The organism is Chryseobacterium gallinarum, from assembly GCF_001021975.1.
Taxonomy (GTDB): Bacteria; Bacteroidota; Bacteroidia; order Flavobacteriales; family Weeksellaceae; genus Chryseobacterium; species Chryseobacterium gallinarum.
This window is the reverse complement of record NZ_CP009928.1, coordinates 1409768-1426233: the sequence shown is the minus strand read 5'-3', so window position 1 is coordinate 1426233 and position 16466 is coordinate 1409768. Positions and strand designations below refer to the sequence as shown.

The 16466-nt window shown below is 36.4% G+C and carries 20 protein-coding genes; 9 read left to right on the top strand and 11 right to left on the bottom strand.

The features are described from left to right. Positions 1 to 2: 2 nt before the first annotated feature. Positions 3 to 461 (top strand): heme-binding domain-containing protein, encoded by a 459-nt coding sequence (locus OK18_RS06395; protein WP_053327483.1) that lies wholly within the window; start codon positions 3 to 5, stop codon positions 459 to 461. A 128-nt stretch (positions 462 to 589) separates the two neighbouring features. Here the strand turns inward: OK18_RS06395 and OK18_RS06390 are convergent, their stop codons facing one another. The 5 genes from OK18_RS06390 to OK18_RS06370 all read right to left on the bottom strand — a co-directional run bounded on the left by OK18_RS06390 (position 590) and on the right by OK18_RS06370 (position 4851). Further along, on the bottom strand, positions 590 to 1102 hold the full coding sequence (locus OK18_RS06390; protein ID WP_053327482.1) for an NUDIX hydrolase: 513 nt from the start codon (positions 1100 to 1102) through the stop codon (positions 590 to 592). Beyond that, positions 1099 to 2013, bottom strand: coding sequence for a site-specific tyrosine recombinase XerD (gene xerD, locus OK18_RS06385; protein ID WP_050019767.1), 915 nt, complete (start codon positions 2011 to 2013; stop codon positions 1099 to 1101). Before xerD ends, OK18_RS06390 begins: the two co-directional genes overlap by 4 nt. 6 nt (positions 2014 to 2019) lie before the next feature. After that, positions 2020 to 2442 carry a deoxycytidylate deaminase gene (locus OK18_RS06380; protein WP_053327481.1) on the bottom strand — a complete coding sequence of 141 codons (423 nt, stop codon included), beginning with the start codon at positions 2440 to 2442 and terminating at the stop codon, positions 2020 to 2022. A gap of 48 nt (positions 2443 to 2490) precedes the next feature. Continuing rightward, positions 2491 to 3258, bottom strand: a complete 768-nt coding sequence (locus OK18_RS06375; RefSeq protein WP_053327480.1) for an enoyl-CoA hydratase-related protein — start codon at positions 3256 to 3258, stop codon at positions 2491 to 2493. Positions 3259 to 3363: 105 nt separating this feature from the next. After that, on the bottom strand, positions 3364 to 4851 hold the full coding sequence (locus OK18_RS06370; protein ID WP_053327479.1) for a catalase: 1488 nt from the start codon (positions 4849 to 4851) through the stop codon (positions 3364 to 3366). 133 nt (positions 4852 to 4984) lie between these two features. Here OK18_RS06370 and OK18_RS06365 point away from each other — a divergent pair, with 133 nt between their 5' ends. From OK18_RS06365 to porY, 8 genes are all read left to right on the top strand, one after another. Continuing rightward, entirely contained in the window at positions 4985 to 5935 is a 951-nt protein-coding gene (locus OK18_RS06365; protein ID WP_050019765.1) for a LysR substrate-binding domain-containing protein, read from the top strand. 233 nt (positions 5936 to 6168) lie between these two features. Then, entirely contained in the window at positions 6169 to 7449 is a 1281-nt protein-coding gene (gene metK / locus OK18_RS06360; protein WP_053327478.1) for a methionine adenosyltransferase, read from the top strand. Between the two features lie 81 nt (positions 7450 to 7530). After that, positions 7531 to 8022 carry a hypothetical protein gene (locus OK18_RS06355; RefSeq protein ID WP_082129152.1) on the top strand — a complete coding sequence of 164 codons (492 nt, stop codon included), beginning with the start codon at positions 7531 to 7533 and terminating at the stop codon, positions 8020 to 8022. A gap of 191 nt (positions 8023 to 8213) precedes the next feature. Continuing rightward, positions 8214 to 8804 (top strand): RNA polymerase sigma factor, encoded by a 591-nt coding sequence (locus tag OK18_RS06350; RefSeq protein WP_053327477.1) that lies wholly within the window; start codon positions 8214 to 8216, stop codon positions 8802 to 8804. Positions 8805 to 9006: 202 nt separating this feature from the next. Further along, positions 9007 to 9702 carry a YjjG family noncanonical pyrimidine nucleotidase gene (locus OK18_RS06345; RefSeq protein WP_050019763.1) on the top strand — a complete coding sequence of 232 codons (696 nt, stop codon included), beginning with the start codon at positions 9007 to 9009 and terminating at the stop codon, positions 9700 to 9702. 414 nt (positions 9703 to 10116) lie between these two features. After that, positions 10117 to 10566 carry a PepSY-like domain-containing protein gene (locus OK18_RS06340; protein WP_050019762.1) on the top strand — a complete coding sequence of 150 codons (450 nt, stop codon included), beginning with the start codon at positions 10117 to 10119 and terminating at the stop codon, positions 10564 to 10566. Between the two features lie 428 nt (positions 10567 to 10994). Beyond that, positions 10995 to 11666: a response regulator transcription factor gene (locus OK18_RS06335; RefSeq protein WP_053327476.1), complete on the top strand. Its 672-nt coding sequence runs from the start codon at positions 10995 to 10997 to the stop codon at positions 11664 to 11666. Next, positions 11666 to 12949, top strand: coding sequence for a sensor histidine kinase (porY, locus tag OK18_RS06330; protein WP_053327475.1), 1284 nt, complete (start codon positions 11666 to 11668; stop codon positions 12947 to 12949). Before OK18_RS06335 ends, porY begins: the two co-directional genes overlap by 1 nt. 88 nt (positions 12950 to 13037) lie before the next feature. Here the strand turns inward: porY and trpS are convergent, their stop codons facing one another. From trpS to OK18_RS06300, 6 genes are all read right to left on the bottom strand, one after another. Further along, a complete protein-coding gene (trpS, locus tag OK18_RS06325) occupies positions 13038 to 14006 on the bottom strand; it encodes a tryptophan--tRNA ligase (protein ID WP_050019758.1) in 969 nt (322 codons plus the stop codon). Positions 14007 to 14240: 234 nt separating this feature from the next. Further along, complete coding sequence (locus OK18_RS06320) at positions 14241 to 14885, bottom strand: SanA/YdcF family protein (RefSeq protein ID WP_053327474.1); 645 nt, start codon at positions 14883 to 14885, stop codon at positions 14241 to 14243. Between the two features lie 10 nt (positions 14886 to 14895). After that, complete coding sequence (locus OK18_RS06315; RefSeq protein ID WP_050019757.1) at positions 14896 to 15534, bottom strand: lipoprotein signal peptidase; 639 nt, start codon at positions 15532 to 15534, stop codon at positions 14896 to 14898. After that, positions 15534 to 15728, bottom strand: a complete 195-nt coding sequence (locus OK18_RS06310; protein WP_053327473.1) for a DUF2683 family protein — start codon at positions 15726 to 15728, stop codon at positions 15534 to 15536. The genes OK18_RS06315 and OK18_RS06310 overlap by 1 nt, the downstream gene beginning before the upstream one ends. A gap of 16 nt (positions 15729 to 15744) precedes the next feature. Further along, positions 15745 to 15990 (bottom strand): DUF6576 domain-containing protein, encoded by a 246-nt coding sequence (locus tag OK18_RS06305; RefSeq protein WP_050019755.1) that lies wholly within the window; start codon positions 15988 to 15990, stop codon positions 15745 to 15747. Between the two features lie 78 nt (positions 15991 to 16068). Then, positions 16069 to 16449 carry a TraR/DksA family transcriptional regulator gene (locus tag OK18_RS06300; protein WP_050019754.1) on the bottom strand — a complete coding sequence of 127 codons (381 nt, stop codon included), beginning with the start codon at positions 16447 to 16449 and terminating at the stop codon, positions 16069 to 16071. Between the last annotated feature and the right edge of the window lie 17 nt (positions 16450 to 16466).

Genomic DNA, 16466 nt, shown 5'->3' with positions numbered 1-16466 from the left:
TCATGAAGACGGTAAAAAAAGTGATTTTTTGGGTATTGGTAGGTTTTGCCTTGATTCAATTTGTTCCTATAGACAGGATTAATAAACCGGTAGATCATACTGTTAATTTTGTTGATGCTAAGAAATCCCCGGAGAAGATTAAAACATTGCTGAAAAATGCTTGTTACGACTGTCATTCCAATGAAACGGTATATCCCAAGTATGCCTTTATTGCTCCAATATCCTGGTCTGTGAAAAGTCACGTCAATGAAGGAAGGGAACATCTTAATTTCTCTGTGTGGGAAACTTATAACAAAGATTTAAAGGCCAATATGCTTACTAAATCTGTTCAGACGATCCAGGGTAAGACAATGCCGATGCCGGGCTATATTGTTTATCATAAAGAAGCTAATCTTTCTGAAGCGGAAAGATCATTGCTGGTTCAGTATTTTGAAGGAATGCTGAAGTCAAAGACTTATTAATACTGAGAATTTTAAAGCTGTTTTTAATAAAAAAAAAATCTCGCAGATTTTGCAAATCAAGCAGGTTATAAATCATAATCAACTGCCGGACTGCAGAATCTGCGAGAGCATATACCAGATAGGAGAATCTATTTCTTTTTATAACCTTCAAAAAATTTCTTCTGGGAATCGAAAGCAATATCTTCCAGGTTAAGTTCCTGTAAAGGAATCCATACTGCCTCTGAAATTTCCGAAGTTTCAAGATTTACCTCAAACTTTTCCGAAACATTATACTCATAAAAAAGATCAATTGTATTATAATCAATTTCTTTATACTGATACACGTTTGGGAGGCTTGTAAGGTATTTCAGGTTTGAAATATCAATGTCCAGCTGAAGCTCTTCAAAAAGTTCTCTTTTACAGGTTTCTTCTGCACTTTCTTTAGGATCAACGAATCCTCCGGCCAGATCAAGTTTTCCTTTTTTAGGATCTCTGTTTCTCCTGGTAAGATAAACTTCGTCTCCACATCTGATCACAACCGCTACAGCGCCTGCAACATTATTATAAAGTGTAAAACCACAATTGGGACAGCTCCATTTTTTTTCGCCGTCCCAATGTAAAGATTCTTTGCCGCAGCTTGGGCAATATTTCAATAATTTCATTGAGTAATATTAATATTTCTCGGGTGATAACTTAAAATAACATCCCTTAATTCTTCTGTTTTCAAATGCGTATAGATTTCCGTAGTGGTAATGCTGGAATGTCCCAGCATCTCCTGGATGTAGCGCAGATCTGCACCGTTTTGCAGCAAATGCGTTGCAAAAGAATGCCTGAAGGTGTGTGGAGAAATTTTTTTGTTTACCCCGGCTTTATCTGTAAGTTCTTTGATAATAAGAAATACAATTACCCGGGACATAGATGTTCCACGGCTGTTTAAAAACAGGGTGTCTTCATATTTCTTATTGATTTTTCCTTTAGAACGTACTTCCTTGATATAACTGTCCAATAATTCTGCTGTATAATCAGCCAAAGGAACGAAACGGGTTTTATTTCCCTTTCCGTGCACTTTAATGTATTGTTCCTTAAAATTGATATTTGATATTTTCAGGTCAATCAATTCGGAAACGCGAAGCCCGCATCCATACAGTACCTCAATGATACAATGGTTTCTTTTTCCTAAATCGGTATTGACTTCAATAGCAGCAATAATTCTGTTGATGTCCGGAAGGCTTAAGGTGTCCGGTAGGTATAGCCCCAATTTAGGGCCTTCAAGTAACGCTGCAGGGTTGTCTTCCCGAAATTCATCTTCAAGCAGAAACTTAAAGAAGGCTTTTATGGAAGATATCCATCGTGCCTGAGATCTCTCGCTGAATTTCTGTTTAGACAGATTGAAAATGTATTCCTGCAGGTTTTCGTAGCCGATAGTATCTGGGCCGACGTTTGCCAGATCTTCTTCTGCGTAATCTTTTAACTTTTTAATGTCCCGAACATAAGCGTCGAGAGTATTTTCTGAAAAATTTCTTTCGAAACGAAGAAATATTTCAAAATCTTTGATCTTTTCATCCCAAGTCATTTGTGCTTATTTTTTTAGTTCACAGTCCGATATTTGTTCTATTTCAATGTTATGGTTTCTCAGGAACGATATACCATCGTCGTCCGAATACTCATTGATATACACCAGTCTTGCAATTCCTGCCTGCAGAATCAGCTTGCTACATTCTTTGCAGGGCGACAGCGTTAAATACAACGTTGCTCCCTTTGCAGATTGGGTAGAAGCAGCCAGTTTCAATATGGCATTGGCTTCGGCGTGCAATACATACCAGTGCGTTTTTCCCTCTTCATCTTCACAGCAGTTTTCAAATCCCGAAGGAGTTCCGTTGTAACCATCTGAAATAATCATCCTATCTTTTACGATAAGAGCTCCTACCTGTTTTCTCTTACAGTAGGAGAGTTTTGCCCATTCCTGGGCCATTTTTAGATAAGCTTTATCAAACTTATTCATACCGCAGCATTAGTTTTTCGAAATAATTTGGATTAAAAGTCTTGAAAGTTAGAAGTTCGGCTTTCTTTTCTCAAGGAAAGCAGTCACTCCTTCTTTCTTATCGTCCATTTCAAAAAGCTCTCCGAAATATCTGATTTCAGTTTCAAAGCCTTTTTCTGTGTCCGATAGATTCACGGCGCTTATCGCCTTAGATATTGCCATGGGTGAATTGTGGGCAATAGTACTCGCTAATTCTTTCGTTTTGGTTAATAATTCTTCAATAGGGTATACTTCATTCACCAGTCCGATCTCTTTTGCTTTTTGGGCAGGGATCATTTTAGCCGAGAAGATCATTTCGTTGGCAATACCTTTTCCGACAAGTTTTGGAAGCCTCTGGGTTCCTCCGTATCCGGGAATCAATCCCAAGGTTACTTCAGGAAGCCCCAATCGGGCGTTTTCCGATGCATATCTGATGTGGCATGCCATAGCAAGCTCCAAACCGCCTCCCAATGCAAAACCGTTTACGGCTGCAATGACAGGCTTTGACATATTTTCAATTTTATTGAACAGGATGTTTTGTCCATTTCTGGCTAATTCTTCAGCTCTCTCCTGTCCAAAATCACTGAATTCTTTGATATCAGCACCTGCTACAAAAGACTTTTCTCCACTTCCTGTAAGAATAATAACCCTACAAGACAGATCAGAATCAAGCTCATCCAGTACTGAACTGATTTCCTGAATAGTTTTTGCATTCAAAGCATTTAAACTCTCAGGTCTATTTATTGTAATGATAGATAAATTATCTTCCTTTTTTAATAATATATTTTCGTAACTCATTTTTCCACTTTAAAATATCATCCCTCGCAAATTATGAATTTTTTGCAAAAAAAAGGAAAAAATATTATTTTTTTTTCCTTTTTTTAAATTTATTATTCAATATGATTATTTGGAATGATTCATCATATTTGCATCAATATTAACATTTAGTTGAGAAGCCACTTTCATGCCAAGTTCAATATTTGCCCTAAAAAAGTGGCATAGCTGGCGGTTGATGATCTCATCCTTTTTTGGCCCGGTGATTCCTTTCATACTTCCTACAATATTTTTGACAAGATGATCCCTGTCTTCTTCATTCATGGCTTTTGAGTAAAGGAGACCAGGCTGAGTATAATGATCGCTGTCATTTTCATTCCTGTTGTAATGGGCAACATGGGCGCTATCCAGTTCATATTCATAACTCTTGTAGGATGGATCAGGCTGGATATCATCAAAGCTGTTAGGGAAATAATTAGGCTTGTCCTGGTATTGGCTGGAATCTGCCATATATCCGTCCCTCTGGTAATTGTTGACGGCAAAAGGACATCGGTTCACCTCAAGCTGATGCGAATTGACTCCCACTCTGTAACGGTGCGCATCAGGATAAGAAAATAATCTTCCCTGCAACATTTTATCCGGAGAAAAACTGATTCCATTGATCAGGCTGCTTGGCGAAAAGGTAGATTGTTCAACGTGTGCAAAATAGTTAACAGGAACTTCATTAAGTTCCATTTCTCCTACTTCGATCAAAGGGAAATCATCATGAAACCATACTTTAGTCACGTCAAAAGGATTCCATCTGAAATCTTTGGCCTGCTCTTCAGTCATTACCTGGATATACATGGTCCATTTTGGGAAATCACCATTTTCAATGGCATTGCAAAGGTCCTCCTGTGCGAAATCCGGATTTTCTCCTGCCATTTTTACGGCTTCTTCATCGGAGAAGTTTTTTATTCCCTGCTTCGTTTTAAAATGGAATTTTACCCATACCCTTTCATTTTTCTCATTAATCATAGAGAAAGTATGGGACCCAAACCCATGCATATGTCTATATCCATAAGGAGTTCCCCGGTCTGACATTAAAATAAGGACCTGATGTAGTGATTCGGGATTTAAGCTCCAGAAGTCCCACATCATTGTGGCGCTTTTTAAATTGGTTTTAGGTACTCTTTTTTGTGTATGAATAAAATCCGGAAATTTTTTGGCGTCTTTAATAAAAAACACGGGTGTATTATTTCCCACAAGATCCCAGTTTCCGTCTTCTGTATAAAATTTCAAAGCAAACCCTCTAGGATCTCTTGCCGTATCTGCACTTCCCTTTTCGCCTCCAACGGTAGAGAAGCGGGCAAACATCCTGCATGAATTTCCTACTTTTGAAAACAGTTTTGCTTTTGTATATTGGCTGATGTCATGTGTTACAGTAAAGGTGCCGTAAGCGCCGCTTCCTTTGGCATGAACAATTCTTTCAGGAATTCTTTCCCTAACGAAATGGGCAAGGTTTTCCTGAAGAACAAAGTCTTGCAGCAATACCGGCCCTCTTGGTCCTACTGTCTGTGAATCCTGATGTTCAAAATAAGGCGTGCCGTTACTTAACGTTAATTTTTTAGAATCCATATATTGATGATTTGAATAATTGTTTTTTTACTTTCTAAATCGATGTGTAAAGGTAGTGAATATCAAATTTACTTGAATTTTTAATTGCTAATAGCAAAAACATCATATCTTTGTAATAGATAATATTAATCAAATGAACATTCAGCAACTGGAGTATCTTATCGCCGTTGATAAGTATAAACATTTTGGAAAAGCAGCCCAGGCCTGCTTCATTACCCAGCCTACCTTAAGTGCCATGATACAGAAATTTGAGGATGAATTGGATGTGAAGGTTTTTGACCGGACTACACACCCGATCCGTACCACGGATGTAGGACTTCAGATTATTGATCAGGCGAAAGTAATCATAGAATCTGTCAATGAGCTGAAAAATAAAGCAAACCTTTTGAATAATATTTTAGGAGGTACAATCAATCTGGGAATCATTCCTACTGTTTCTTCTTTTATCCTGCCTACGGAAATCTTTAAATTCCTTGAAGACAACCCGAAGATCCAGATGAATGTAAAAGAAATGACAACGGATAATATTATTAAGGCGTTAAAAGCCGGAGAACTGGACGCGGGAATTATCTCAACACCTTATGATACTGCTGACGAGTTTTATCAGGACTTCCTGTTCAATGAAGAACTGATGATCTACAGCTCCAATACGGAAGCCAACAAAAAGAACTCTTACATTATCCCGGAAGAACTGAACGTAGAAAAAGTATGGTTACTGGAAGAGGGTAACTGCCTTAGAAACCAGTTTGAAAACATCTGCCATCTGAAAGAAAATACACTGAAACCTAAAAACCTGGACTTTTTAGCTTCCAATATCCAGACCCTGGTGCATATGGTAGATAAAGTAGGAGGAATCAGTATACTGCCGGAACTGGCTTTAAGCCAGCTTTCAGAAGAACAGAAGAAAAATGTGTTCAGGTTCAAAAAACCTTTCCCGTACAGAGAGATCAGTATTATTTATTATAAGCCTACTTTTAAACAAAAAATTATTGATGAATTATCACATTCCATCAAAACTTCATTGGAACTTAAGCTGAATTATCACGAAAGTCCGAAAGAATTTGTAAGCATAAAGCCACAGTAATTAAAAGGCTTTAAAGTGATATAAATCATTAATTTAAAGAAATTTATAATTAGTAAACAAATTTTTTGAGTATTACGAAAATAGTGCTTAAATTTGCTGACGTTTACAACGAGGAAAAATTTGACCTGATTGCAACCTCTATAAAAAAATGCTAAAACAGTATTCTTTTTTCTGGGCAATTTTATTCTTATTTTTCTTCGTCAATATTTTTAATCTAAAAAACAAAGAATAATATGTCTTATTTATTTACGTCTGAATCAGTTTCAGAAGGACATCCGGATAAAATTGCCGATCAAATCTCAGATGCATTAATCGACCATTTTTTGGCCTATGATAAAAGCTCAAAAGTAGCATGTGAAACGCTTGTAACAACGGGACAGGTTGTATTGGCCGGAGAGGTGAAGTCTGATGCCTATCTTGACGTACAGACGATTGCCAGGGAAGTAATCAACGGGATCGGATATACTAAAGGAGAATATATGTTCAATGGAGATTCTTGTGGGGTAATTTCTGCTATTCATGAGCAGTCTCCTGATATCAACCAGGGTGTTGACAGGGCGGTAAATGATGAGTCCTTTGAAGCAAAAGCAAATGCGCAGGGTGCAGGTGATCAGGGAATGATGTTCGGATATGCAACTAACGAGACGGCGAATTATATGCCTCTTGCTTTAGATCTTGCCCATACGATCCTTAAGGAACTTTCTGCTATCAGGAGAGAAAATAAGGAAATTACCTATTTGCGTCCTGATGCGAAAAGCCAGGTAACCATTGAGTATTCTGATGATCATAAGCCTATCAGAATCGATTCTATTGTAGTTTCTACGCAGCATGATGATTTCGGGACAGAAGAAGAAATGCTGAATAAAATCCGTGAGGATATCAAAAATATCCTTGTTCCCAGAGTAGTTGCACAACAAACAGAAGAAATTAAGGCATTATTTAACGATCAGATTAAATATCATATCAATCCGACGGGTAAATTCGTCATCGGAGGTCCTCACGGAGATACCGGCCTTACAGGCAGAAAGATTATCGTGGATACGTATGGAGGTAAAGGGGCTCACGGTGGTGGTGCATTCTCAGGAAAAGATCCTTCCAAAGTAGACAGAAGTGCGGCTTATGCGACAAGACATATTGCTAAAAATTTAGTTGCTGCAGGAATTGCAGATGAAGTGTTGGTACAGGTTTCTTATGCCATCGGGGTTGCTGAACCATGTGGTTTATACATCAATACTTATGGAACAGCAAAAGTGGATCTTCATGATGGAGATATCGCTAAAAAGGTTTCTACAATATTCGATCTGAGACCTTATGCTATCGAACAGAACCTGAAGCTGAGAAATCCTATTTACCAGGAAACGGCTTCTTACGGCCACATGGGTAAAGAGCATTATATTGCTGATAAGACCTTCAATAAAGGTCAGAAAAATGAACTTACCCTGAAGAATCTTGAATTCTTTACCTGGGAAAAACTAGACAAAGTAGAAGAAATTAAAGCTGCTTTTGGTATTTAATTTTTTCTTTACAGAATAAATAGACTGCTTTATCTTTGGATAAGGCAGTTTTTTTTAATTTTACAGCTTAATAATTGAAAGATGATGAATTTTAGAATTGCAATCGCTATCCTGTCCGTGCTTATTATGGGTACACTGGTAAAAGCACAATATACTATGCATAAAATGATCAGTGTGGGGTATACTTATCAGAATCAGAGTTTTGGCGAAGTGGGCGGTAAATTGCTTTTCCTTAAAAATGATGATGTGATTTACAGGCTGGGAGGTTCTGCTATGATGGGAGGCGTAGATTCAAAATTTGCCATTATGCCAAAAATACAGGCCGATGTCTTGCTGAATTTTCAGAAGGATGTGGATTTTTATCATTCTTTTTACTTTTTAGCGGGGGCAGAAGGTACTAATAAATATATTGCACCGAAAATAGGAGTTACCTTATTTGGTTTATTAGATCTTACGGGTGGCTATGCTTTTCCTATCGGGGATACCCTATTGAATGGTAAGGAAATGAAAGGGCTGAATATTAATTTTACATTAAATATCCCTACAGTCTTTATTCATGACATGTTTAAGTGATTTTTTTTATTTTTTTTCTATGAAAAATTAATATTTGCTTAACAGTTATTAAAAAATTATTATATTTACACCATAATATAATTGTACTGCCTATTGAAGAGACTTTACTCTAAAACTGTTTTGTATTTACAGCAAAGACCAGATGACAATCTGGAGGAATACCTGTCTGCAAATTTATATTGAGAAGAGTTATGGAATCAAAATCGGATAGTTTACTAATTTCGCTTTACCAGAAAGGAAGGGAAGAGGCTTTATCAACCCTTATTCATCGCCATCAGAGAGAATTGTTTACATTCATTTTTTACAAAATTAATGATGAAGATTTAGCCAACGATATTTTTCAGGATACATTCATGAAGATTATTGTAATGCTGAAAGAAGGACGCTATAACGAAGAAGGCAAATTTATTCTGTGGGCTAAGAGAATCGCTCACAATTTAATTATCGACCATTTCAGAGCCAAATCTAAAAATATCAAAGTTTCAGAAACCACTTTTGAAACGGATGAGTATTCTATTTTTGATTTAATCAGGGAGCCTTCTGAAAATATTGAAGACCAGCTTGTGTCTAACCAGATTCAGGAAGACTTATTAAAAATGCTGCAATTCCTTCCATTGAATCAGCAGGAAGTAATCAAATTAAGGTTTTTTGACGGACTGAGTTTTAAAGAAATTGCAGATCATACGGATATGAGTATTAATACAACATTGGGGAGAGTAAGATATGCACTGATAAACCTGAGAAAAATCATGGATGAAAACAATATAATATTAACCAGATAGATAATATTTAGTAAAATTTCACGTTTTAAGGAAAACATACTTCGCTTATGAAAAAAAATGACTCCTTAAAAGTGAAAACTTTGAAACCTAAGAAACAAACCATTGATTTTTTACTTAATTTTTCTAAAAGCCTGGAAATTGTAAAATCCAGGAGCAAGAATTATCCTGTTTCGAAAAATTAAAATGATTAACTTTGTGCTGTATGAAGATGCAGCACATATTTTTTGATCTGGACAATACGCTCTGGGATCATCGCAAAAATGCCTATCTGACCATCAAGGATTTATTTGAAAAACAGGAAATTACTTCGAAGTATAGTATTGACTTTGAAGAATTTCATGCTGTTTACCATGAGATTAATGAAGATTTGTGGGAAAAAATCAGAGATGGAATTATAGGTAAAGAGTATTTGAGAGAACACCGTTTTTATGATGCATTCAGACATTTCGGTGTAGAAGATAAAGAGCTGGCTCATTATTTTGAAGAAAATTTCCTTGATAATATTGTCGGCTATAACGAACTGGTAGAAGGTGCAGAAGATGTCCTTGAATATTTAAAGGCAAAGAATTATACGTTACATATTATTTCCAATGGTTTCCAGGAAGTAACAGAAAGAAAGTGTACCTTATCCGGAATTGCCCCTTATTTTGAAACCATTACCAGTGCAGATTCTATTGGAGTAAGAAAACCTAACCCAAGAATTTTTGAATATTCTTTGAGTCTTTCTGAAGCAAAAAAGGAAGAAAGCATCCTGATTGGGGATGACTGGATTGCTGATGCCATGGGAGCAAGAGACTTCGGAATGGAAGCTATTTTTTTCGATGTTTATAAAGAAGGGAGAAAAGAAGAAGGCTTAAAAGCCATCACCCATCTTCAGCAGATTAAAGAATACTTATAATATTCAATACCATACAATAGAAAACCAGTAAGCCGCAATTCTTACTGGTTTTTTATTATCGAGATATTATTTCTAAATCTCAGCTAGGGTTATGATACAACATTATTTAGGTGGGCTTTAGCCCACTCAAATGATATTAAATTTTCTTTGTCTTTAGTCTAATCCAATATGACAATGCTCATGTCCTTGAAAAACACAATAATTTTAGGTTTCATCAATAGCGGGCTTTAGCCCGCTTAAACAAAAAATATAACCCATCCATCGGATTTAGCCAAAACCTATCGACATACACTATCATGTATTCATTCATCTCAAAAATATAAACATCCGTTTTAGCAAATGAAGTTATTCCCAATTCTTTCCCAAATTGATTCAGAACTTTGCCTTATAATCATAACATAAAAATTTAATATTATGAAAAATGTAAAGAAAATCACAGGGGTATTTATTTTATTTTTTATGGTAATAGGAGGATTGATTTCTGCACAGGACAGGGCAATACATCCTAATCAGTTGCCCAAAACTGCCAAGAACTTTCTGTCTGCTCATTTTAAAGGAATACCTGTCACATCCGCTATTGAAGACAGAGAAATTTATGGTGTGGATGAATATAAGGTGTATCTGAGTAACGGAATGAAAATAGAATTTGATAGTAACGGAAACTGGAAAGAAGCAGATGGGAAGCATCAGAAGCTGCCTTATGGCTTTATTCCCGTATCTATTAAAAATTATAGCACCCGTAATTTCCCCAATACCTATATTACCAAAATTGAAAAGAAAAGATGGTCTTATAAAGCGGATCTTTCTAACGGATTGGAACTCGAATTTGACAGAAACGGGAACTTTAAAAGAATTGATGACTAATTCTGAGGATTAATGTTTAACAATAAATTGAGTATTATGGTTAACTGGAATTTAATCAGAGCTAACGGAAAGGCCTCTTCACATACGATTAGAAAAAACATAGTCTTTTTCATGACAAAGCATTATCCATGCAGTGTAGTTCATTCTATTGAACAAAAATATAGTGCCTATAAAATTCGTCTTCTGAATGGGCTGTGTCTTATTTTTGACGCCAACGGCCGTTATGTAAAAAGCAGTTAATAGCCTTATGAAAGAATATCAGGAGAACAAAACCGGAGATTATTTACTGATAATTGACCTTTTGTGTATTGTCTATCACATTACTCTCTTATTGATTCTATTTTCCTGAATCTCCGGTTTTCTTACAAATCCATTATTTTATATATTTGATATACGCTAGCCCATGTAGCAGATAATAAGCAGCAAGTATGAAGATCCTACTAATAGAAGATGAACCTGAATTAAGAGATACTGTACGGAAATTTCTGGAAGCAGAGCATTTTATCGTGGAACAGGCAGACAATTACAATTCAGGTTTGGAAAAGATTATTTCTTATGAATATGATTGTATTCTTCTGGATATAATGCTGCCCGATGGAAGTGGAATAGATCTGCTGAAAGAAATTAAAAAAATGCACAAGAAAGACCCGGTGATTATTCTTTCTGCCAAGGATTCGGTAGATGATAAAGTAACCGGTTTGGAGATTGGTGCAGATGATTATCTCGCAAAGCCTTTTCACCTTGCAGAACTCATGGCAAGGATTAAGTCTGTTATCAGAAGAAATCACCAGGATGGAGAGCATACGATTCAATATAAGAACATAGTGATAGATCCGGAAATCCGGAAAGTAAAGGTAGGAGATGAAGAATTGGTGCTTAACCGTAAAGAATATGATCTCCTGTATTATTTTGTTATTCACCCTGAAAAAACATTACAGAAAACAACATTAGCAGAAGCGATCTGGGGGGACTACATCGATCAGGCGGATAGCCTGGATTTTATTTATTCCCAGATTAAGAACCTGCGGAAAAAATTAAAAGCACTTCATGCAGAAGCGGACTTTCAGGCTGTATACGGAATAGGTTATAAATTTGTCTGATGAAAGTTTCGTTAAAATATTTTACCATAAAATACCTGATTATGATCCTCCTGCTGGTTATTGCAGTGTGGGCAGGGTTATTTTATGCCTATATCCTGGATGAAGTACATGATAATGTAGACGATGGCTTAAGAGATAGGAAGATACAGATTATCAAAGCGGTTTATTTGAATCCGCAGTTGCTGAAGAATAACGAATTCGGATTTAATGAATTTAAAATTAATCCTATAACGGCAGCAGAATACAAAAACAGAAGCAGGCTCTATAATAAAATGTACTATATGGAGTATGATGATAAGGACCAGCCTTACCGGGTACTTGAAGCTGATTTTATTGACCAGTACAAGAACCATCAGCGACTTGTTATAAGAACTTCTACCGTGGAGGAAGATGAGTTGATATACGATCTGACCACAGCCCTGATTGTACTTTATATTCTTCTTGTCATAAGTATTGTGGGAGTAAATGCTTATTTGCTTAATAAGGCGATGCGCCCGTTCTATTCAATTCTGGAAAAGCTGAAGAAATACCAGTTTGGAATTCCTTTCTCTCAGGAAAAGCAGGAGTATCCCATCAAAGAATTTGAAGAACTGAATATAGAAATTGATGAAATGATCGACCGGAATGAATTGGTTTTTTATCAACAGAAACAGTTTATTGAAAATGCATCCCATGAACTTCAGACTCCATTGGCTATTGTTATCAATAAGATAGACCTCCTTATTCAGAATGATGATCTTGACAAAAAAAATCTCAACTTTCTGATTGAAGTGAAGAACGATCTGAGAAGAATGGTAGGGTTGAATAAATCTTTATTAATGCTTTCTAAAATAGAGAACAGCCAGTTCAATAAAACCTCCGGCGTCGATTTCAATGCCCTTATCAGTAAGCTTGTTCATAATTATGAGGATTTTATAGATTTTAAAAAAGTAAATGTCAGTATTATTGAACAGGGACATTTCGAAGCCGATTTTAATCAGGATCTTGCCGATATTATGCTTTCCAATCTTCTGAAAAATGCCATTAAATATAATCACGAAGAAGGAACTTTAAACATCATTATAGAAAATAACAGAATCACGTTTCAAAACAGTGGAGCTGAAACTCCCCTGGACAAATCCAAAATCTTCAATCGTTTTTACAAGCAGGGAACTGATCATAGTTCCACCGGTCTGGGATTATCTATCATTAAGACGATTATCAGACAATATCCCGGCTGGGATGTTACCTATGAGTTTGAAGATAATATGCACTATTTTATCTTGGTAAAAAATAAAGTCTGAACGTAAGAATAAATAAATGTGTTAAAAGGATCGGCGGGCTCACGAAGTGAGCCCGCCGATTTCTTATAGTTGAAACTGAAGCTTGGAATTAAAACCCTAAGCTTGTTCTTACTCTTTTTAAAGTTTCATGAGCAATAGGTCTTGTTTTTTCAGCGCCTTGCTGTAGTTTTGCTTCCAGTTCGTCAAGGTTGTTCATATAATAGTCGAACGTTTCCCTTTCTTTAGCAAAACGTACCAGGATAAGGTCCAGCAATTCTTTTTTAGCATGACCGTATCCAAAGTTCCCCGCAAGATATTTAGCCCTTAATTCCTCAGTTTGCTCCGGTGTAGCAATCAGCTGATAAATAGCAAACACCTTGTCTGTTTCCGGATCTTTTGGTTCTTCCAGAGACCTGGAATCGGTTTCAATACTCATAACCTGTTTTTTAAGCTCTTTCTCCGGTAAGAAAATATTGATGATATTCCCTCTTGATTTTGACATTTTCTGGCCATCTGTTCCCGGAACATACTTCGTGTCTTCCTGAAGCTCAGATTGTGGCAGCACAAGAATCTCTCCCATCTGATTGTTGAATCTTGAGGCAACATCCCTGGCAAATTCCAGGTGCTGAAGCTGATCTTTTCCTACAGGGACAATCTCTGCGTCATACAATAAAATGTCGGCAGCCATCAAAATAGGATAGGTAAACAAACCGGCGTTCACATCCTGAAGACGGTCTGCCTTATCCTTAAATGAGTGAGCCAATGTTAATCTTTGATAAGGAAAAAAACATGATAAATGCCAAGATAGTTCACAGGTTTCAGGAATATCACTTTGTCTGTAAAAATATGTTTTTTCGGTATCTAACCCACAAGCAAGCCAAGCCGCAGCAATTTCGTAGGTATTTTGTCTTAAAGTCTGCGCATCCTTAATCTGGGTAAGAGTGTGAAGATTTGCAATAAATAAAAATGATTCATTTCCTTCCTGCTTGGATAATTCAATAGCAGGAATAATCGCCCCAAGTAAATTTCCAAGATGGGGAGTTCCGGTGGCTTGAATGCCGGTAAGAATTCTTGACATTTGTTTACAATTTATATTTTAAAAATTAATGAATTGCAAATTTACGAGGTTTGATGGTAATAATGATTGAAAAGATCAAAAGATTATGGACTAAATTTCAATAGCTGCATCAATAGGGTGAGCTTTCCACCTCATCATACAGAACCTTTTTCATTGGCTTTAGCTAAAACATAGCAAAAACGATCAATCTTTTCCGGACATCTGTAAAATCCGTATCATCTGCAGTCAAAAAAATTAAGGAATTATAATCTTATTACCACCAAACTTAGGTTGTACACCAAAGATAAGATCCCAATACACCTTGGCTTTGGCAAGGTATTCCCTTAAATTGGTTTTTAACCCTGCATATTTATTCACATCTTCTGCATTATACCCGAATGCATCTATTCCATTTTGTTGGGCTAAAAAAACGGCTCTTTCGTTATGGAATTTCTGAGAGATAATCACCAATTTGGTTTGCCCAAAGATATCTTTAGCTCTTACTACAGAATCCAGCGTCCTGAATCCGGCATGATCCAAAATAATCTTATCTTGAGGAACATCTTGTTGGATCAATGCAAGCTGCATGTCTTCAGGTTCATTATAATCCTTAGTGCTGTTATCACCACTTACAATGATGTATTTTACTTTTCCACTCTTGTACAAATCTGCAGCCGCTTTAATTCTATTATAAAAATAGGCGTTGGGCATCCCGTTATTTAACGTTTTTCCGGTTCCCAATAACAGGGCCGTTTTAGTTTCAGGAACATCGGCGATGTTATAGGATACAGAGGTCTCGCTTTCTTTTTTAATGCTATAATTAGCCCAGGCAATAAAAATAATTCCTGCTACAAAAAGAAGCAGGAAAATTTTTAAAATATTTAGGAATATTCTTTTCATTCAATATTTCTTAAAATTCAAGACCGTTCGGGAATGCTTTTTTTCTGAAAATAAGTAATAAAGCAGCACCTACGGTAATAGCAGAGTCTGCTACATTGAAAATATATTTAAAGAATTCAAGATGTTTACCTCCGATGATAGGCCAGTTATCAGGAACATACCAGTCTACCAGCGGGAAGTGAAGCATATCTACTACACAGCCTTTCATGAAGGTGGAATACCCTTGTCCGAACGGAACAAATTTGGAAATACCGCCATAGCCGATCCATCGGTCTATGCTTGGATCATATACCGTTCCGCTGTCGAAGATCATCCCGTAGAACATTCCGTCAATAATGTTTCCTATTGCTCCTGCAAAAATAATGGACATTGGAATTAAAAGGTAGTTGGAAGCGCCTTGCTGCAACCATTTTCTGAACATGTAAACCATTCCTCCGATCAGAAAAAGTCTTAAGATGACCAGAAAGTATTTTCCGATAACCCCTCCGAAATGAAGGCCGTAAGCCATTCCCGGATTTTCCACAAAGGTGAGCTTAAATCCCGGAAAAACAGAAACACTGTCATCCAGGTTGAAATGCGTTTTAATATAAATTTTTGAAGCCTGGTCAATCAATAATACTAAAAATGTTATCGCTAAAATCTTTTTCATTACTGTCCTTTAGGTTTAGAGGGTTTTGTAGACGCTTTACCATTTTTATTGTCGCTGGCTTTCTTGATTACTTTTTGTCCGTTAAAGGAACTTTTAGCATGAGCCTTTTCAAACTTGATGTTCATTTCTTTCAAAACGCTTTTCAATGCGTTGAGCTCCATAGAATTTTTCGGATGTACTATGATAGATTCCATTTCTTATATTTAATTGTTACATTTTAGACAATTCTTCAAGTCTTTTTCTGTCTTTTGCAGACAGGTCATTGACTCCGTTTTTGCCCATCTTACCCAATAGCTTGTCGATTTCCTTCTCCCGTTCGCGTTTATCAGAGTTAAACTGATCATCAATGGTGTAGTAAGTGTGTTTTTTCGGGAAAAATCTGCTTCTGATCCATTCCCTGTTGAAAAAAGCCAACGCTGCCGCCACAATGATCACCAAAATTAATACTTCGTTCATGGGTATACATTAAAAATTAGGTTTATAAAGTATCCATGAATACGATATAAACCCAATATTATTTTACAAATCTTTCGGCTATTTCTGCATATTTTTCGCTTCGATGCTCAACGTGGCATGAGGAACAGCTAATAATCTTTCCTTAGGAATCAGTTTTCCTGTTACTCTGCAGACACCATACGTTTTATTTTCGATTCTGATTAAAGCATTCTTAAGGTCACGCACGAATTTTTCCTGTCTTCCTGCCAAAATAGAATTCTGCTCCTTACTCAAGGTTTCTGCGCCTTCTTCAAAAGCTTTGAAGGTAGGAGAAGTATCATCTGTACCATTATTTTGATCATTGATGAAACTTTCTCTGATCAGTTGAAGATCTTTTTCTGCTTTTTCTATTTTTTCTTTAATAACTGCTTTAAATTCCTGCAAATCAGCATCGCTGTATCTAACTCTTTCGTCTGACATATTCTTTCTCTTTTTTA